We start from the raw sequence: 18,718 nt of genomic DNA on the forward strand, positions 1-18,718 counted from the left end.
GGCAGTTGCACCTGTAACCAGCAGCCTTTACACTGTCGTTTTTCAGCGCACAGGTAGGCAAGATGGAAAAACTCACGGTGTTAGTGGGTTCAAAAAACCCGGTAAAAATAAACGCAGCAAAGCGTATTTTTCAGCAGTATTTTAGCCACGCAGAAATTGACTGCATTGGCATTGCTGCACCAAGCCAAGTTGCCGATCAACCGCTAGGAGAAGAGCAAACCCGACTGGGGGCGCAAAACCGCGTACTCTTCTTGCAGCAACATCACCAAGCCGATTATTACTGCGCCATGGAAGGTGGAGCGGCAAAGTTTGATTACGGTGCCGCCACCTTTGCTTATGTAGTGATCGCTTCAGATACTCGAACCAGCATTGGTCGCAGTTGCAATTTACCGCTACCAGCAAAGGTCTATCAGCGTCTCGAGCAAGGCGAAGAGCTCGGATTCGTGATGGACGACCTGTTTAACACCAAAAACATTAAGCAACAAGGTGGCGCCATTGGCTTACTTACCAATCACCTTGCTACCCGTGAAAGCAGTTACACCCAAGCCTTGTTACTTGCAATGGCACCATTTAACCACCCAGAGTTGTACTAATGCGTTATAGCCATATTCTTTTTGATGCCGACGAAACCCTATTTAGTTTTAATGCCCAACGGGGCTTAGAAAAGCTCTTTGCGCAATACGGTATTCATTTTACCGAGGAAGATTATCAACACTATAGCCAGTTGAATGCGCCATTGTGGGTGCAGTATCAAAATGGTGAGATTGACGCCAAAACCTTGCAAGTTACGCGCTTTCAACATTGGGCAGAAAAGCTTGATGTGGCGCCACAAACACTCAATGATGGCTTTTTGGATGCCATGGCCGAAATTTGCTTACCGCTTCCAGGCGCCCGCTCACTGCTCGATGCGCTACAGGGTAAATGTACCTTAGCCATCATCACCAATGGCTTTGCAGCATTGCAGCAGCGCCGCCTAGAGCATACCGGTTTAGCCGATCGTTTCAGTCACGTGGTGATCTCAGAGTTGGTGGGTCGCGCCAAACCCGACCCCAGTATTTTTGCCCATACGTTTGAGCTGCTCGGTGAACCGGAAAAGTCTAAGGTATTAATGGTGGGGGATACGCCAGCCAGCGATATTTTGGGAGCCAACCGCTTTGGCATCGACAGCTGCTGGTTACAACATCCGGGACAAAGCTGCCCTGAGCATATTAAGCCCACGTATACTGTGACCGCTTTACAGCAGTTAGAAAAGTTACTGTTGGCTGATTAAGCCGCTGAATAAGAATAGCTAACGCTGCTCGGCACCGAGCAGCGTTGATTTAGCTTACAGCGCGGTACGCTGCCTTAACACTTCAAATAAGCATATCCCAGTTGCCACTGAAACATTCAGGCTTGAAACAGTACCGACCATTGGAATTTTAACCAGCTCATCGCAATGCTCTCGAGTTAAACGTCGCATGCCATCGCCCTCGGCTCCCATCACCACCGCCATTGGGCCAGTTAAGTTGGCATTAAAGAGCGTGGTGTCAGTTTCACCGGCAGTGCCGACTACCCAAACTCCTGCTTCTTTAATATCGCGCAGCGTTCTGGCCAAGTTAGTGACCTGAATAAATGGTACGGTTTCAGCGGCACCACAGGCAACCTTGCGCGCCGTGCCATTAAGCTTGGCGGACTTATCTTTTGGCACAATAACGCCGTGAACGCCAGCCGCATCGGCGCTACGTAAACAAGCTCCAAGGTTATGGGGATCGGTAACCCCGTCTAACACCAAGAAAAATGGCGTAGTCTCTTTGGCGATGATGTCATCAAGATCTTTTTCATTTAGCGTGCGCGCCGCTTTAACGTTGGCAATAATCCCTTGGTGCTGCTCGTCTTTGGCTTTGTTATCAAGGGCTTTGCGCTGCATAAACTGCACCGAAATACCAAACTTACGGGCCTCATTAACGACCGCAGTTAGGCGTTTATCGTCACGTCCCTTTAAGGCATAAATTTCTAAAAAGCGCTCTGGGGCGCTGCGTAAAATGGCTTCCACTGAATGAAAGCCAAAAATTAACTCGTTACTCACTTTCAAGCTCCGGCTTTATGATTTATCGCGCTTTCTGGCGTTTTTACCTGGGCGCTTCGCTTTGCCCGCTTTGGGTTTCTTTTTTGCGTTGGCCTTTTTCTTGGCCTTAGCATTGCTGGCTTTTTTGCCTTTTTTTAGCTCACCCTTAGGGGTGGTCTTTTTGCGCTTTTTCTTTGCGCTTCCCTCTTCCTCATGCTGTTTGCCAGTCGCTTTTTTCGCGCCAGTCACCTTGCCCGTTTTTAATTGCTCACGCACGCTTTTGCCAGACTTTTTGCTGTTACTGCGACGCCTAGCATAACGATCGGGCTGGCCTTCTTCGGCTAAGGCTAAGTTAATTCGGCGATCATCTAGGCTGACCGAGGCAACCACAACATTGAGCTTATCACCTAAACGGAACACAGTGTGACTTTGCTCACCAATCAAACATTGCTTAGCACCATCAAAGTGAAAATATTCATGGCCTAAGTTGCTGACGTGGATCATGCCATCAATTTGCAGCTCATCGAGCCTGACAAACAAGCCAAAATTGGTCACCGAAGAAATCACCCCAGTAAACTCACTGCCGACATGATCTTGCATAAATTCGCATTTCAGCCAATCAGCCACTTCTCGGGTGGCATCATCGGCGCGACGCTCGGTCATTGAGCATTGCTCACCCAGCTGCTTAGCTTCTTCTTCTGGGTAATCGTACTCACCGCTGACCTGCTGCCCTTGCTGTTTTAAAATGCCCTTAATGGCGCGATGCACAACCAAATCGGGGTAACGACGGATGGGCGAAGTAAAGTGCGCATAGGACTTTAACGCTAAGCCAAAGTGACCGATGTTTTCCGGCTGATATACTGCCTGTTTCATTGAGCGCAGTAGCATGGTTTGGATCAGCTCTTTCTCCGGGCGCTCCCCTAATGCAATTAAAGCATCGGTTAACTCTTGCGGGGTGGGCTCATTACTGAGCTGGCTTTCAATGCCTAAATCTTGCAAAAATTGGCGGAACTGACTCAAACGCTCAGGATCGGGCTCATCATGCACTCGGTATAAACAAGGCGCCTCGTGCTTTTCTAATAGCTTGGCGGCCGAGACATTGGCCAAAATCATACACTCTTCAATGAGCTTATGGGCATCGTTACGCACAATCGGCACAATGGAGTCAATCTTGCGGTGGGCATTAAACACAAAACGGGTTTCTAAGGTTTCAAATTCAATGGCACCACGCTCTTGCCGCGCCGCTTTTAGCGCCATGTACATCTTGTGTAGCTCGCTCAGGTGTGGCACTACAGGCGCATACTCGGCTTGCAGCTTTTCGTCACCTTGCAAGATTTTGTGAACCTTAGTGTAGGTAAGACGGGCATGGGAATTCATCACCGCCTCATAAAAGCGATAGCCAGATAAGCGCCCGGCTGCCGAGACCGTCATCTCTGCTACCATACACAATCTATCGACTTCAGGGTTGAGTGAGCATAAGCCATTAGAGAGTACCTTGGGTAGCATAGGAACTACCTGCTCAGGAAAGTACACTGAGTTGCCCCGTTCAATCGCTTCTTTGTCGAGTGCCGTGCCTTTGCCAACATAATGAGAAACATCGGCAATGGCCACCCATAAGCGCCAACCACCGGACTTTTTCGGCTCACAGAATACCGCATCATCGAAGTCACGCGCGTCTTCACCGTCAATGGTAACCAGCGGTAAATCTCGCAGATCGACACGGCCGCTTTTCGCCTCTTCAGCAACAAACTCACCTAAGCCGGCCACTTGCTGCTCTACCGCCTCTGGCCACACATGAGGAATATCGTGGTTACGCAGCGCCACCTCAATTTCCATTCCCGGAGCCATATGGTCGCCGAGTACTTCGAGCACCTTGCCAACGGCATTCATTTGCTTGCTCGGACTTTGGGTAATTTCGACCTGCACCATTTGGTTATGACGGGCGCCATTCTCTTGCCCCGGTTGAATAATAATATCTTGGCAAATACGCGGATCTTCAGGCACCACCACAGCCATGCCGTGCTCCACAAAGTAGCGACCCACCACCGGCGTGCGCTCTTTATCTAGCACGCGCACAATGCGGGCGTCTACTTTGCCGCCAGAGCCGCGACTACCGGCTTTGGCCAATACCCAGTCGCCGTGCAGCACACGCTCCATCTGATATTTGGTGATAAACCAGTCTTTTGCTTCGCCCTCAACTTCTAAAAAGCCAAAACCGTCACGATGCCCTATCACCCTGCCCTTAACTAGCCCGTCATCGCTGGGAATGACGTAGCATTTAAATTTATTAAAATGCAGCTGGCCATCGCGCTCCATGGCACGCAAACGTCGCTTAAAGGCAATCTGGCGTTCGTCGTCGAGGACTTTTAGGTCGTTGCAAAGCGCTGAAAAAGAAGCGGGCTTAGTCGCGTTTTTGATGTGCTCTAAAATAAACTCACGACTGGGAACGGGGTTTTCGTATTTTTCTTGCTCTCGGTTGAGATAGGGATCCTGTTTTGGCATTACTTTCTTGTTGAATAAATTATGACTTTATTTTAACGCAAAATATCGTAATGACCTAGGTTAAGTTCGATGAAACTTTTTATGCAGTTAAATCTTTTTCCGCTTGCGGGTCACCTGGCTGAATAACTTGATTATGTAGCTCCATTAAGCGCTCCACCGACTGCCGAGCTACACCGGCCAGTGCATCCCAATCAATATACTCATCACTGAAGCGTAACTGCTCCGCAATCGCCTGAGTAAACTCAGCAAAATTCACCATGCCTAGCTGCAAAGCTTCTTGCTCAATATAACTCAGTTTTTCACTGGCTAAATCGATGATATTTAATTCCGCCAGTCCTTTAATTTGCGCAATTTCATACTCAAACCGATCGGCTAAATACATCAACTTGGTCGCTAGCACTTGCGGCTCTTGCTGTTCAACACAGGCCATAAAGCGCGCTTGATCCACTAAACTTTTACACTCCAGCCTTGAGGCCTTCGCCTTACTGACTCGCTGCATGGTAGTATACAGCTGTCTGGGAGTCACTGGCTTAGTTAAACACTCTTGCATCCCAGCACGCAAACAGTCGCGTCGCAGCTGCGGCTCACTGTCACCAGTCAGGGCAATGACTGGTACCTCCGAGTTGCAGCCGAGCTTTTGAAAGTCGCTTTTATACCACTGCAAGCCATTGCCATCGGGCAAGCGCATATCCAAAAACATCAGGCCATAATGGTGCTCTAACAAGGCCACTTCCGCTTCTCCAAGGGTTCTGACAATACGATATTGGGTCACCATCTCAGCTAAATAATCATTCATTACCGCAATATTGATGGCATTGTCTTCCACCACTAATACCGACAGTGGCAATAGCTCGCCACTTCTTGGCGCTTCAGCTTGTTGCTGCTCACCGAGCTCTGCAACGACACTAAAGCTAAAGGTGGTGCCTTTGCCTTGTTCACTTTGTACTCCAAGCTCGGCATCCATACTATTGAGTAACTGTTTACATAGCACTAAGCCCACGCCAGCACTTTCATTGATGGAGCTACTGCTGTCATTGCCTGCAAACGGCGTAAAGAGCTTGTCCAGTTGCTCTTGGCTGAGCCCCTTACCAGTATCGTTAATTAAAAACTGCAATGTTTGCTTGCCCATGCGCTCTGCTTCGGCTTCAATGCACAGCGTTACACTGCCGCTATCGGTGTACTTAATGGCGTTGGAAAGTAAGTTTCTTAACACCAGAGCCAGGGTGTCTTGTTCAACTTGATGCCTGTCTTCAGGGTTAATACCACTGACTTCGAGCTGTAAATCAAGGGCTTTGGCATTCGCTAAGGGTTGCAACAGACGCAGCAGCTCTTCACTTAAGCGCACCACCGAAACCGACGACTTATGCTGTTGCGTGTGCTCGCCTTTAGCTTGCAGCAATACCTGATTAGCTAAGTCTGACATCGACATCGCCGCATGGACAATAGTGTCGCACAGCTGTTTATGCTTACCGGGCTCCCGCGGCACTTTCTTCAACGACTCCGCATGACCAACAATGGCATTCAACGGCGTTCTTAATTCGTGGCTTAACAGGGTTAAGAAGCGCTCTTTGGCCTGGGCATTTTGTTCTGCTTTGCGTTGCAAAGTTGCCAATTCTTTTTCTCTGCGGCTGTTGCACAGTAAACACAATGAAAAACACAGTAGCAAGGGCATCACGGTAACTGAAGTGGAAAAGAATTTATTTACCCAATTCACCGTAGCAAGGGTATCCGCGGCAGAGAAACCTCCTGCCATGATTAATCTCAGCGTGAACACCACCAGCATGCATAGACAGGAAAGCGCAAACGCCCAGTGCGCAGCACTAAAGTGTTTTGATAATCTATCTTGGCCTAATATCAGTGCCCGTAAGCACAACACTAACGCCAGTGCCCAAAATGAATAATTGATCACCACTCGGGCAATAAAGTTGTAATCAACATAGAGATAGTAGCCAAATGCTGGGACTGTGATCAGGGCTAATAGGTACCATGGCCAGCGCAGTGCTGGCGTTTCAAAAAACAGCTCAACCCCACGCGCGAGATAGAACAGCCCTAAAAACATTGCAATATTTGGAATAAAGATAGACCAGGTTAATGGTAAGGTGTTTGCCGCCAACAAGCTGCAACCAAAGCCTGTTAACACCGCAAATAATAGCCAATCCCGCACACCTGGCATGCCACGGTTCAACAACCAGTTGACAAACATAAAGATTGCACACACTCCTGTGGTTATTGCTGTCATTAAGAGAAGTTGCTTGGGATCAACCATGGTGCCTTAAGTTAATACATTTTCATTACTTATTAAGGATAAAGTATATTCACTGATTGATGCATTTTGAAGTATAACCCTGAAAATATTGATTACACTGAATTACAGCCACCCTTTTTGCTTAGCAATTCTTGCTGCATCTACGCGATTAGTGGCATGTAATTTGGCAATGGCTTCCGATAGGTAATTACGCACCGTGCCCTCACTTAAAAAAAGTTGCTCTGCAATGCTTGCCGTTTTTAAGCCTTCAGATGCTAAGCGCAGAGCTTTGCGTTCTTTATCCGTTAACGGATCGGTATCTTCCAATGCATATAGGGCGAGCTCAGGGTCAATGACTCGCTGCCCAGCATGCACCTTTTTCAAGGTTGAGACTAAGTAATCACTGGGTGCTTCTTTTAACACAAAACCATGCACCCCAGTTGCAATCGCGCGGCGAATGTAGCCCGCCTTGGAAAACGTGGTCATGATCACTACTTTGCTTGATGACTGTTGCTGCTTTTGCTGCTGTGCCAGCTCTAAGCCGGTAACTTTTGGCATCTCAATATCGGTTAACACAATATCCACGTGAGGTAATGTGGCTAATCGGCTTTTTGCTATGGCGCCATTTTCAGCCTCTCCAACCACTTCTATTTCGGCATCTAACCCTAATAAAGCGGCTATGGCACCGCGTACTAGCGCCTGATCTTCAACAATAAAAACTTTTATCATACTGGCCTCTCAACGCGGGCGCTAAAACATACGCCCTGACTAATGTGATACTGAAACTGCACGTCCAATGCTTCCAATCGCTGACGCAAGCCACTGAGGCCATTGCCTTCGGTAATTGACTGCACAGAGCCATTTTCGCTTATCTGTAATACCACTGCCGTCTGCTCTTGCTGTAAGCGAATAGTGACTTTGTCGGCATCACTATGACGGATAATATTGGTGCAAATTTCTTTGGCAAAGAAGCACAACCCAGCTTCCACCTTGGCCTCAAGTTCAACACCTTGCAAAGTCGATGTCACGGCAATGCCCTTATCTTTTAGCCGCGACGCCAAAATATGCAGCTGCGCATCCAGTGCTAATTTATTATAACCACTAACTGCTTGGCGTACTTCGCTCAATGCTTCTCGCGCTAAGGCAGCGACTTGCTGTGACTCGGCTTGCGCCTGCGATAACGCATTGGCACTAATGAACTTACCCGCCAATTCTGCTTTTAAGGCAATGGAGCTGAGTGAGTGGCCAAGCAGATCATGTAAGTCACGAGCAATACGCTCACGCTCAGCTACAGCACCTAAGCGCTTAATTTCGTCATCACTTTGGCGTTTCAGTTCGCGATGAATGCGCTCGCGATACTCCATCCAGCCGAAAAAGAATAAACCACCGGAAACACACAGCGCCGGCATTAAAAAGTACACAGAGTAATAACCAACGATAAAGTGAGTAGTGAGTAGTATGAGGACAATTAACATGATAAAAGCAACAATTTTGAAGGGTTTGGTTAGCCCAAAGCCACAGAAAAAAGCGATAAAACCAAACAGTGAGCTGGTTCCTGTGGTGACAAAACTGCCGCCAATACAAAGTAAGGTCATCAGCACAATATTGCTGACTAGCGTGTGACCGACAGCACTAATGCTGCGCCAATACAAAGCAACGAAGGCAATGTAAATAACAAATTGCAACAGCAACTCGGTGAGACTGTTTTGCTGCCAAGTAAATACCAGCGGAAAAAAGTAAAAGGTAGAAAAGATAAGCGGTCCAGCATTCCAAAAAGAACGCCGTTTATCTACCAAGGCAAAGTCAGTGGTCAGGGTCACAATTTACTCTCACGTGTTAATAATAAGCTGTTGAATCATCATGCATTTGCCTAATATATCTCCAACTCATCAGAATAGATAGTGACACTTGTCATCAACACGACGAATGCTATTCGAGCTTGCTTTAGCATGATAGACTGCTGCAAAAATCATCATCATGACAACACCATGCAACCACACCAATCTGCGCTGCTGTCGCTCCACAGTGCCGTGTTATTATTCGGCGGGACGGCATTATTTTCAAAATTGATCTCGCTGTCAGCGCTGGATATCACCGTATATCGAACAGCCATTGCTTTTGTTACCTTGCTAGCGATACTGGCGGTACAGCGGCAAAAGATCTTCCTTAATTATGGCAAAGACTACCTTACGGCGTTACTGCTGGGTGTGATTGTGGGCTTACATTGGGTCACCTATTTTGCTGGCATGCAAATGGCTGGAGTGGCAGTGGGGATCATTGCCTTTTTTACCTATCCGGTGATCACGGTATTTTTAGAACCCCTGTTTACCCGCACCCGAGTGCAAAATAAAGATGTGCTCAGTGCCGCGGCAGTGTTGTTTGGTATTTATTTGCTGGTTCCTGCGGCTGACTTGGGCAATCAAGTGACTTTAGGGGTACTCACTGGGGTAGTATCTGGGGCGTTATTTGCTTTGCGCAACCTATTGCAAAAACAATATTTTTCCCACTATGGTGGGCCACAAACCATGCTCTATCAAACCTTGGTGGCCTGCGTGATGCTAGCCGCATTTGTTGAAGTTCCCCCAGGCTCCATCTCAAACCAAAATGTCTGGCTACTGCTACTGGCGGGCGCGGTATTCACCGCTATTCCCCATGCGTTATTTGCCTCTAGCTTACGCTATTTATCGGCCACCACGGCAGGGTTAATTTCTTGCCTACAGCCATTGTATGCAGCGGTATTAGCTTATATTCTGTTGCAAGAGACGATGACGCTCACAACCCTCATAGGCGGGCTGTTGGTGATAAGCGCAGCCTGCTTTGAAACCTGGTCTATTACAAGGAAAAAAGCATGATTCAAGTGTTAGCACATCGCGGCGCCAGTGGCAGCTATCCAGAAAACACGCTGGCCGCCATCCAAGCCGCCTTAGATGTGGGGGTGGATGGTATCGAGTTGGATGTGCAAAGTTGTGCTGACGATTATGCCATTATTCATGATACTTGGCTCGATAGAACCACCAATGGCGTTGGCAGAGTTAATCAACAGCCACAATCCTACCTGGCGCAATTAGATGCCGGTAAAGGCCAAGGGATCCCCACTTTGCAGCAGGTGTTCGATACCATTGGCACACAAACAGACATAAATCTTGAACTTAAACATACCTTTAGTCTGGATAAGTTTGTCGACTATATTGAAGACCACATTCAGCGCGGCGTGATCACTCGAGAACAATTACTGCTCTCCTCTTTTGATCACCATCAGTTATTGTGGTTAAAACAAAAATTACCTTGGGTCCGAATTGGCGCATTAACCGCCTCAATTCCGGTGCACTACGCCCAGTTCGCCGAGTCGCTCCATGCCTACAGTATCCATATGGATAAAAACTTTATTAATCATGAGTATGTGTTAGACGCAAAAACCCGTGGTCTCAAGGTATTTGCTTATACGGTCGATAAACAGCAAGATATAGAGTTAATGCTAGATTTGGGCGTGGATGGTATTTTTACCAACTTTCCCTGCCAAACCAAGATGTACTTACAACGGATAGGTGCTTATGAGCGCTAACTAGTTGTAATACCATTTTGCTTAATTAAGTGGGCTATTTTGAGGCGAGAAAATCTTGTCGATAGCAAGGCAAAAATTTTGCTATTTAGTTGTTCTAAATAAGAAGTTTTTAACGCCGCTAGCGTCAGATTTACTCCCTCAAATTGTTCAAGTATTAAGTCAGAATGGTATAAGCTTTGCCATTGTTATTCTAGTTAGCTCATCTATACTTAGAGCAATAAAGTGGCACATTGATGAGCCCAATATGAGTTTGTATATGCGCATGTATAATTTTATCGAAGAAACGTTTTTCTTTACCCTGACTCGCAAAATAGTCGGTAATTTAGGCTTTTTATTACTCTTTCAGGTCATTGCTTTGGTTTGGCTTTATGCCGAGTTAACTGAGTCTGGCGCTGGCCTTGGGGTATTTTGGTTGCTCACGGCAGTGATCCTTGGGGCCTTTGGTTTCACCATTTTTTACATGCGCTTTTTGATTGTCCGCCCAGTTCAAGCCATGCGTGACACATTAGAGCGAGTGAATAAACAAGATGGCAACCTGGATGCCAAACTGCCGCAATTCACCTTTGATGAGTTTCGCGATCTCAGTGAACAATACAATACCTTTACCACTCACCTCAGCCAGTTGCTGGCCAGCACCTATGAAAGTGCCGCCGCAGCCACTAAGAGCAACAATGACGTGACCGAGTCAATGCGCAGTACGGCCGAATATGGTCAACAACAGCTGAGCCAAGGTGATACTATTATTGCCGCCTCCGATCAGGTGGGCCATAGCCTCGAAAGCATTGTTCACAATACCGATCAAGTTTACCAAGCCAATACCGAAAGCCTGCACTTTGTTCGTGGTTCATCGCAGTCTCTCACTAAGCTGGTCGCAGAAGTAAAACAAATCACCACCTTATTGGGTAAATTTTCCAGTACGGTGTCGGGACTAAAAGAGAACAGCGAAAACATTCGTAATATTCTCAAAATGGTGGAAGAGTTTTCTGATCAAACCAATTTATTAGCCCTCAATGCCGCCATTGAAGCTGCCCGAGCAGGAGAGGCAGGACGCGGTTTTGCCGTGGTGGCCGATGAAGTGCGAGCACTGTCGGTTAAGGTGAATGATGCGACCCGGCAGATCAGCGACTTTATTAATCAAATGAATACTCTAGTAGGTGAAACCAACCAAGAGTCTGAACAGCTCATTGAGCACTCTAGCTCTGCTGAGCGGGCCATTGGCGAAACCGCCGAAGGCTTTAAGTCGATGAGTCATGACTTTGAACGTAACCAAGCGCAATTAGAGGACATTGTCAGCGCGGTTCACCAATTAGAAGAAACGCAAAAACACACTCATCAAGCGGTGCAGCAAATTGCCGAGCTGGGCTTGCAATCGAAAACCCAAATAGACAATGCTCTAGCCGAGTGCCGCAGCGCTCAGCAACTCAGTGAGACCACACGCAAAGAGCTAACCCGGTTTGTGTCACGCAGTTAAGCCCGTGACACATCAAAGGCAATGACATCGCTGATGGTGGGCTTGTTGAGCGCCAGCATCAGCAAACGATCAACGCCGAGCGCCACTCCCGCGCAGCTCGGTAAGCCCGCTTCCAGTGCCGCTAACAGTCGTTCATCTATGGTTACCGGCGCCAGCCCCATTTGCTGACGTAACGCGTTATCTTGTTCAAAGCGCTGACGCTGCTCTTGGGCATCGGTTAATTCATGAAAACCATTCGCCAGCTCCATATTGCGATAATACAACTCAAAGCGCCCCGCTACACGCGGATCGTTTGGATTTAGCTGCGCCAGTGCGGCTTGTGATGCCGGAAAGTGATAAACAAAGCACGGTGCCTGTTGACCAATTTTTGGTTCTATTTCCATGCAAAACAATAACTGCAGTAAGGTATCTGGGTTGTCTTCTGTGGCTGCGATATCAGCATAGCCATACTGAGTGGTCTGCGCTTTTAATTCGTCTAAGGTCGCCGTTAAAGGATCAAAACCTAAGTGGTCAATAAACGCCTGCTGATAACTTAAAGACTGCGCTTTTGGGCAAGCCAAAATCGTTTGCAGTAACTCATCTAGCTCTGACATTAACTGAAACTCGTCAAAACCTGGGCGATACCACTCCAGCATGGTAAATTCCGGATTATGATGGCGACCGGACTCTTCGTTACGAAACGCCTTGCTGAGCTGAAAAATGGCTCCACTGCCTGCGGCGAGCAGCCGCTTCATGGCATACTCTGGCGACGTCTGCAGAAATAGCGGCAAGCCTTTACTGTATGCCGGTCCGACAAACTCGGTGTGAAAGGTCTCAAGATGAGGGTCGGTGACGGATGCTTGGCTCAGACTTGGGGTTTCGACTTCCATCACCTCACGGGCGGCAAAAAAGGCGCGAATTTGACTTAGTATGTTTGCTCGGCGCTTTAAAGTATCGATGTCAGCACTGGGCTGCCAGTCGCTTTGACTCATATTATGCTCCAAAAAAATCCCAGCCAAGGCTGGGATTGTCATTGACCTTGGCTGCGCTTATTTAACGCGGCTAACATACTCGCCACTGCGGGTGTCAACTTTGATCACTTCGCCAATTTGAACGAACAGTGGTACACGAACCACAGCGCCAGTTGAAAGAGTTGCTGGCTTACCGCCGGTGCCTGCGGTATCGCCTTTTAGGCCAGGATCCGTTTCGGTGATCTCAAGCTCAACAAAGTTAGGCGGTGCGACTGCGATTGGGTTGCCGTTCCATAACGTGATGGTACAGACATCGTTTTCAACTAACCATTTAACATTGTCGCCCACTGCCTTTTCGTCAGCCGCGATTTGTTCAAAGGTATCGTTGTTCATAAAGTGCCAGAACTCACCGTCGGTGTATAAGTATGCCAGCTCGGTTTCAATTACGTCTGCGCCTTCAACCGAATCACCTGACTTAAAGGTTTTTTCTAACACTTTGCCTGAGATAAGCTTACGGATCTTAACGCGGTTAAATGCTTGGCCTTTACCTGGCTTAACCATTTCGTTTTCTAAGATTGAACACGGTTCGCCGTCGATCATAATTTTTAGACCGCCCTTGAACTCGTTGGTGCTATAATTCGCCATCGTATCCTCTAATTCTACGTATATTCGAGTAATAAACCTGCTAATGATACAAATAAATGAAGTAAATTTGCAGACTAACTGGCAAAAAGAATTGGCAAATGTGGTCACCGACGTCAAAGAGCTGCTTGAGATGTTATCCTTAACAGAGCATTTTGACAGTCGTGACATCGAAGCTAAGCGTTTGTTTCCTATGCGAGTTCCACGGCCATTTATCGCTAAAATGCGCCATGGCGATGCCACCGATCCGTTGTTATTGCAAGTGTTGCCACAGCATCAAGAATTTCTTAGCGCAGCAGGCTATGTTAAAGATCCACTCGAAGAACAAGAGGCGCCAGTGCCTGGACTGCTGCATAAATACCGTTCGCGGGTGTTGTTAATGCTTAAAACCGGCTGTGCGGTCAATTGCCGCTATTGCTTCCGCCGTCACTTCCCATATCAGGATAACCAAGTCAATAAACGCACCCTTGAGCCGGTATTTGAGTACCTTGCTGGCCACCCAGAAATAAACGAAGTGATCTTAAGCGGTGGCGATCCCCTCATGGCCAAAGATGAAATGATTGCCTGGTTACTGGATAGACTGGAGCAATTGCCACAAATTAAACGCCTCAGGATCCACAGTCGCCTGCCGGTGGTGATCCCGTCCCGAGTCACCGATGAGTTATGTCAGCGTTTAGCACAAAGTCCATTAAAGGTGGTTTTGGTTAACCACATTAACCATGGCAATGAAATTGATGCCCCTTTCAAGGCGGCGATGCAAAAACTCAAACAAGCAGGCGTCACTTTACTAAACCAAGCGGTATTATTGCGAGACATTAATGACAGCGCCACAGCTCAGGCAGAGTTAAGTGAGGCACTGTTTGAAGCCGATATTTTGCCTTATTACCTACACTTACTGGATAAAGTGGAAGGGGCTAGTCACTATGATGTCAGTGAGGACGCTGCAAAAAGTATTATGGCTGAGCTGCTCGAAACCTTACCGGGCTTTTTGGTGCCCAAGTTAGTGCGAGAAATTGGCGGGCAACCGAGCAAAACCCCTATTGATTTAGGCCTACTTTAAAGAGCGTTGAGTGAATGAGTCGACGCATTTCAATACCTGTCGCCTTGGTATTGAAATGCAACTGACTTACCATAATTGGCCGAACCGTCCGCTGGCATATAAGCCATAAAGTAAACCACAGGCCCCTCCTCCAACTCCAGCAACCCAACCAACTTTACTTCCCAAACGACTCATAACCAGCAACTTGGCGGCCTTATCATTGCTTTTGGCTTGACGGTTTAGGCTCTGAAACGAGATCTTATTAGCAACATTAATATAGCTCATGAGCCCTATTATAAAGCCGGTGTAGGTCAACACAGGCATCAACCAGCCTTCGGTATAGCTATAACTTAACGCAAATAAAAGGCAACTAATGACGATAGCAGCATTACTCTTATTCTTTATTGTCCGCAACTGAGCTATATCTGACTCGTTATCTATATACTTGAGTAAACAGTGCATTGATAGTGTGTTCGCAAATACAGCAATAACCCCACCTAAGGCAGCCCCGCCAAGGCTATAGAGTAGCTTAGTAAACCAAGAGCTTTGCTGCGACACCGCACTATAGGCGAGTGTACTAGCCGCAACAGGGGTTGAGGATATAGCCGCAGAGGCAAGCAAAGAGGCGAGACCAACTGGCGCTGTGGCAAGTATCACTTTGCCATATTTGGCGAGCATATCTTCTTTTAGTGATTCTCTGGCTCTCTGAAGGCGTTTGCGCACAGTCGCTTCGCTCAGCCCAAGGAGTTCCGCCACGGCTTTACTGTTGTGCTCTTCTCGGTAATAAAGTACCACTATTTCTCGAGTTTCATCAGGCAACTGCTCCATCAAATGGGCGACAAGCTCGCTCTGTTGTTGCTTTATAAGTAAGCTATCATGCTGGTGTTGCTCATCACATACTCTATTTAGCAATACTTCTAAGGTCTCATCACTTTCATTTTGGGTGCTGCTAGCTTTGTTATTACGAATATAATTAATGGCCGTATAGCGAGTGATTTGCCGCAACCATGGCAATAAACTGTTGTTATTGTTTAACTGGCCTAATTGCAGCCACATTTTAATAACCACTTGCTGAGTCACATCTTTGCTGTCTTGCACGTTTTTTGTAATAGCAAGTGCAATGGCATTAACGGTATTGGTTACCTTACTCACCAAAACTTTAAAAGCCTCCTTGTCACCCAGTTTGGCCCGCTCAACATAAGAATGTAATTCACCAGTGCAGCCTGACGTATGCTGTTCAGTATTCATATACGTTCCTTGATAAATTGTTTGATGGTATGAATTAGCCACCTAGGCTCATCCCACATTAAAAAGTGACGGCCTTGATTATTCATAAGCAAAGTTACCTGCTTAGCATGGTTGAGTTGTGCCTTATACAGTTTACGGGTAGCCTCTTGCTGTTCCTTACTTTCAAAGCCTCCAGCGGCTCCTATCAATAACATAGGGAGTTTTAGATTATCTAAGTCTTGGCGTAAATCCGTTTGCATCACCGTGTAAATTGCGCTGCCAGCCGTAATGGGGTCAGATTGTTCTGCCATCTCCACTAAGGTTTGGTATTTGTCTTTTAATTGAGTTTGCTGCGCCACTCCTTGTTGGGTCAGCATTTTTATCTGTGATGCATGGGCATGTTGATACCAGTTTTTCATCGATTCAGCCTGATGGTAAAGGTCTACTACCTGCGTACGGCTATCTCGAGTAAAAACGGGTCCAATAAAAGGTAGGCCATCAACCGAAATCGCACCTGACAGCTCTATATCTTGCAATAAGGCAAGCTTAAAAGCCATCAAACCTCCCAGACTATGACCTATAAATACCGGTTTATTGAGCTTGTTGCTGGATATATAATTGCGGACATCGTGTAGCGCTTGATTAAAAATGTCCTCAGCTTGGTCGCACGCAGGGTTTTTACCAAATCCAGCAATTGCCAGCTGGTGAACCTGATGGCTTTTAGCCATTTCAGCAGCAACATCCTGCCATACAGTTTCATCGCTAAGAAACCCGGGCATGAGCAGTAGGGGCTGACCGTGACCAGATACGTTGGAAACCAAGCAGCTGGCATGAACTGGCTTAATTAAAGAGTTAAAAGTTAAGAATAAAAGTGCGCTTAGTAAAAACTTCATTGTAAGTAATCTCTAGTTCGTTGAGTCACTTACAAAGTCACAGCAAGTACTGAATGTGTGACAAACTATTTTTAATCATTATATAGCTAAAGTATTTCTATTTGCTGGAGCTTGTCGGCTTCACAGAGAAAACAAAAAAAATCGGTGCCCGAAGGCACCGATTTATTGCTTTGAACGATTCGGACTAACCGAAGGTCAACGCCCATCAACGCCTATGCATAGGTGTTGATATTATTGCCCAATGTTGCTGTAACCGACTTTGCTGGAGTTTGTGCCGAAGCAGTATTCCCCGCAGATTCGATCAGTGCAAGTGCGGCTTGTCCATCTGCTTTCTGTTGCTTTTTTGCCAAGGCAGCGCTGTATACTTCGCCGCTTTGACTAGCTCCAGACATCGCTGGTAGATTACTTCCGGAAATATTCATAAGTGATTACCTAACTTTTTTTGATGGATCAAATAGGGTATCGACAGCACAAAGTAAAACTTTAGACTCGTTTTTATATTTTTATTCTCAGCCATTTTTACTATTTCTTTCAGAATTTGATTTAGCCTGCGAAAGCCGTAAAATACCGCTTTAATTTTAAAGCCACGAGAAAGAGCATGCAGACCGTAATAGAAAAACTCAATGACAACCTTAAAATTGTCTATCGTCAAGCACTGGATGCCGATAAAAAGCTTGATGAGTTGCAGCAGCAAGGCCACGGCAAATTTAAAGCGCTTTTTACTGAAGAAGCGGGGTTTAGTTTTGAAGCAAAGCGCTTTAAACCCTATGTACTGGATGTTGCCGCTGATGTCGAAGGGCTCTCTAAAGCCGAGAAAATTGACGAGCAACAGCTTGCTTTGGTGGTAAAAAAACTACAAAGCCTATTGCAGTTGTTGGCTACTTTTAAGTAGCCAACATGGTTGAGCGCTTTGCTGCAATAGTCAAAGCGCTCACAGCGCGTTAAAGCTGTTTTATTAACTCGTCTTCAAACCATTCGGTTAACAGGCGCTTCTCGTATTGAAATGAGCGGTCTAAGCCACGGTTAATCCTATCCATAAACGCCATGTCTTTTAGCTCTACCTCTTTTCCCTCTGTCAATACGTCACCTTGGCTATTAATGACTTTATAGCTCAGTGTTAGACGTGGAAAGTAAATAGGTTTTATGACTCGCATTTCTGTTGCGCCGTAACGTACATCTCCAGCTAAATCAATTTCATCAAAATGAAGACTCAGTGTATTGCCCTCAGGTAGCTGCTCGGCAAGCTTTGCGACGTGTTTGCGTAATTGCTTTTCAACACGCTGATGATATGACCCACGTGTTTCATTACTGGGGCGAACGTCCCGATACTCTTTAAACTCTTTAAAACTGACTTGTGCTTCACCCGCCAGCGCGAACATAGGCGCCAACAGCAAGGCGAGCATTATCTTAGTGCGTTTCATCATTTACTCCTTCTGCTGGATACCACTTTACTTTACTCCGACTCAATGGGAAGTAAAGCAAGATCACAGCCTTTTACACAATGTGACATTTCGCTACATAAAATAAGACCGAGTTGACACACAAATGTTCGCAGCCAACAATGAAAAATCCAGCTAGCTGAATTAATGAGTTAATGGTGAAGGAAGCGCTTTGCTGTAGGGCTATAAAATGCAAAAGCCCGACATTCGCCGGGCTCTTCGAAGCAGTTAAGTGCTTAGGGGGTGATGTTTATCACATCATGCCACCCATGCCACCCATTCCGCCCATGCCGCCCATGTCTGGTGCAGCTGGAGCTTCATCTTTCGGGATTTCAGCAACCATGGCTTCAGTGGTGATCATCAGACCCGCAACAGAGGCTGCAAACTGTAGTGCAGAACGTGTTACTTTTGTTGGGTCAAGGATACCCATTTCGATCATGTCGTTGTACTCGCCAGTCGCTGCGTTGTAACCATAGTTACCTTCGCCGCCTTTCACTGCGTTTACTACAACTGATGCTTCGTCACCAGCGTTTGAAACGATTTGACGAAGTGGCGCTTCCATTGCACGAAGTGCAACTTTGATACCGTGGCTTTGATCTTCGTTGTCGCCAGTTAGCTCAGCAATCTTGTTTGCTACGCGAACTAGAGCAACACCACCACCAGGTACCACACCTTCTTCAACCGCTGCGCGAGTTGCGTGTAGT

At 46.8% G+C, this 18,718-nt stretch carries 19 protein-coding genes; 7 read left to right on the forward strand and 12 right to left on the reverse strand.

What is annotated here, in order from left to right:
* The first annotated feature begins 62 nt into the window (after nt 1-62).
* Both yjjX and yjjG read left to right on the forward strand, forming a co-directional pair.
* Entirely contained in the window at nt 63-593 is a 531-nt protein-coding gene (gene yjjX, locus ACNKW2_RS10410; protein WP_419148497.1) for an inosine/xanthosine triphosphatase, read from the forward strand.
* Nucleotides 593-1,270 (forward strand): pyrimidine 5'-nucleotidase, encoded by a 678-nt coding sequence (gene yjjG, locus ACNKW2_RS10415; protein ID WP_419148498.1) that lies wholly within the window; start codon nt 593-595, stop codon nt 1,268-1,270. The genes yjjX and yjjG overlap by 1 nt, the downstream gene beginning before the upstream one ends.
* Nucleotides 1,271-1,324: 54 nt before the next feature.
* Here yjjG and rlmB read toward each other — a convergent pair whose 3' ends face one another.
* The 5 genes from rlmB to ACNKW2_RS10440 all read right to left on the reverse strand — a co-directional run bounded on the left by rlmB (nt 1,325) and on the right by ACNKW2_RS10440 (nt 8,611).
* The gene (rlmB, locus tag ACNKW2_RS10420) at nt 1,325-2,065 is read right to left on the reverse strand and encodes a 23S rRNA (guanosine(2251)-2'-O)-methyltransferase RlmB (RefSeq protein ID WP_336567560.1); all 741 of its coding nucleotides are present in this window, start codon (nt 2,063-2,065) and stop codon (nt 1,325-1,327) included.
* A gap of 15 nt (nt 2,066-2,080) precedes the next feature.
* Nucleotides 2,081-4,546 carry a ribonuclease R gene (gene rnr / locus ACNKW2_RS10425; RefSeq protein ID WP_419148499.1) on the reverse strand — a complete coding sequence of 822 codons (2,466 nt, stop codon included), beginning with the start codon at nt 4,544-4,546 and terminating at the stop codon, nt 2,081-2,083.
* Between the two features lie 79 nt (nt 4,547-4,625).
* Nucleotides 4,626-6,785 carry a hybrid sensor histidine kinase/response regulator gene (locus ACNKW2_RS10430; RefSeq protein ID WP_419148500.1) on the reverse strand — a complete coding sequence of 720 codons (2,160 nt, stop codon included), beginning with the start codon at nt 6,783-6,785 and terminating at the stop codon, nt 4,626-4,628.
* Nucleotides 6,786-6,914: 129 nt separating this feature from the next.
* Entirely contained in the window at nt 6,915-7,520 is a 606-nt protein-coding gene (locus ACNKW2_RS10435) for a response regulator transcription factor (protein WP_419148501.1), read from the reverse strand.
* Entirely contained in the window at nt 7,517-8,611 is a 1,095-nt protein-coding gene (locus ACNKW2_RS10440) for a sensor histidine kinase (RefSeq protein ID WP_419148502.1), read from the reverse strand. The genes ACNKW2_RS10435 and ACNKW2_RS10440 overlap by 4 nt, the downstream gene beginning before the upstream one ends.
* 168 nt (nt 8,612-8,779) lie before the next feature.
* Here ACNKW2_RS10440 and ACNKW2_RS10445 point away from each other — a divergent pair, with 168 nt between their 5' ends.
* The 3 genes from ACNKW2_RS10445 to ACNKW2_RS10455 all read left to right on the forward strand — a co-directional run bounded on the left by ACNKW2_RS10445 (nt 8,780) and on the right by ACNKW2_RS10455 (nt 11,824).
* On the forward strand, nt 8,780-9,643 hold the full coding sequence (locus tag ACNKW2_RS10445) for a DMT family transporter (protein WP_419148503.1): 864 nt from the start codon (nt 8,780-8,782) through the stop codon (nt 9,641-9,643).
* Nucleotides 9,640-10,353 (forward strand): glycerophosphodiester phosphodiesterase, encoded by a 714-nt coding sequence (locus ACNKW2_RS10450; RefSeq protein ID WP_419148504.1) that lies wholly within the window; start codon nt 9,640-9,642, stop codon nt 10,351-10,353. Before ACNKW2_RS10445 ends, ACNKW2_RS10450 begins: the two co-directional genes overlap by 4 nt.
* Before the next feature lie 244 nt (nt 10,354-10,597).
* A complete protein-coding gene (locus ACNKW2_RS10455; protein WP_419148505.1) occupies nt 10,598-11,824 on the forward strand; it encodes a methyl-accepting chemotaxis protein in 1,227 nt (408 codons plus the stop codon).
* Here the strand turns inward: ACNKW2_RS10455 and epmA are convergent.
* Nucleotides 11,821-12,795, reverse strand: coding sequence for an elongation factor P--(R)-beta-lysine ligase (gene epmA / locus ACNKW2_RS10460; protein WP_419148506.1), 975 nt, complete (start codon nt 12,793-12,795; stop codon nt 11,821-11,823). The genes ACNKW2_RS10455 and epmA overlap by 4 nt on opposite strands.
* A gap of 57 nt (nt 12,796-12,852) precedes the next feature.
* Nucleotides 12,853-13,419 (reverse strand): elongation factor P, encoded by a 567-nt coding sequence (gene efp / locus ACNKW2_RS10465; protein WP_419148507.1) that lies wholly within the window; start codon nt 13,417-13,419, stop codon nt 12,853-12,855.
* Between the two features lie 43 nt (nt 13,420-13,462).
* On the opposite strand from efp, the gene epmB reads away from it, so the two are divergent.
* A complete protein-coding gene (gene epmB, locus ACNKW2_RS10470; RefSeq protein WP_419148508.1) occupies nt 13,463-14,476 on the forward strand; it encodes an EF-P beta-lysylation protein EpmB in 1,014 nt (337 codons plus the stop codon).
* A gap of 66 nt (nt 14,477-14,542) precedes the next feature.
* On the opposite strand, the gene ACNKW2_RS10475 is transcribed toward epmB, so the two are convergent.
* The 3 genes from ACNKW2_RS10475 to ACNKW2_RS10485 all read right to left on the reverse strand — a co-directional run bounded on the left by ACNKW2_RS10475 (nt 14,543) and on the right by ACNKW2_RS10485 (nt 16,997).
* A complete protein-coding gene (locus tag ACNKW2_RS10475) occupies nt 14,543-15,703 on the reverse strand; it encodes an RNA polymerase sigma factor (RefSeq protein WP_419148509.1) in 1,161 nt (386 codons plus the stop codon).
* Nucleotides 15,700-16,575: an alpha/beta fold hydrolase gene (locus ACNKW2_RS10480; protein WP_419148510.1), complete on the reverse strand. Its 876-nt coding sequence runs from the start codon at nt 16,573-16,575 to the stop codon at nt 15,700-15,702. The genes ACNKW2_RS10475 and ACNKW2_RS10480 overlap by 4 nt, the downstream gene beginning before the upstream one ends.
* Nucleotides 16,576-16,787: 212 nt before the next feature.
* Nucleotides 16,788-16,997, reverse strand: a complete 210-nt coding sequence (locus tag ACNKW2_RS10485; protein WP_419148511.1) for a hypothetical protein — start codon at nt 16,995-16,997, stop codon at nt 16,788-16,790.
* Between the two features lie 176 nt (nt 16,998-17,173).
* Between ACNKW2_RS10485 and ACNKW2_RS10490 the strand changes: the two genes are divergently transcribed.
* The gene (locus ACNKW2_RS10490; RefSeq protein ID WP_419148512.1) at nt 17,174-17,467 is read left to right on the forward strand and encodes a prephenate dehydrogenase; all 294 of its coding nucleotides are present in this window, start codon (nt 17,174-17,176) and stop codon (nt 17,465-17,467) included.
* A 49-nt stretch (nt 17,468-17,516) separates the two neighbouring features.
* Here the strand turns inward: ACNKW2_RS10490 and ACNKW2_RS10495 are convergent, their stop codons facing one another.
* Both ACNKW2_RS10495 and ACNKW2_RS10500 read right to left on the reverse strand, forming a co-directional pair.
* A complete protein-coding gene (locus ACNKW2_RS10495; protein ID WP_419148530.1) occupies nt 17,517-17,996 on the reverse strand; it encodes a DUF3016 domain-containing protein in 480 nt (159 codons plus the stop codon).
* A 271-nt stretch (nt 17,997-18,267) separates the two neighbouring features.
* Nucleotides 18,268-18,718, reverse strand: a 451-nt coding sequence (locus ACNKW2_RS10500; RefSeq protein ID WP_419148513.1) for a TCP-1/cpn60 chaperonin family protein, incomplete at its 5' end; no start/stop codon positions are given.

The organism is Pseudoalteromonas 'SMAR' (genome assembly GCF_048515945.1).
GTDB lineage: Bacteria > Pseudomonadota > Gammaproteobacteria > Enterobacterales > Alteromonadaceae > Pseudoalteromonas.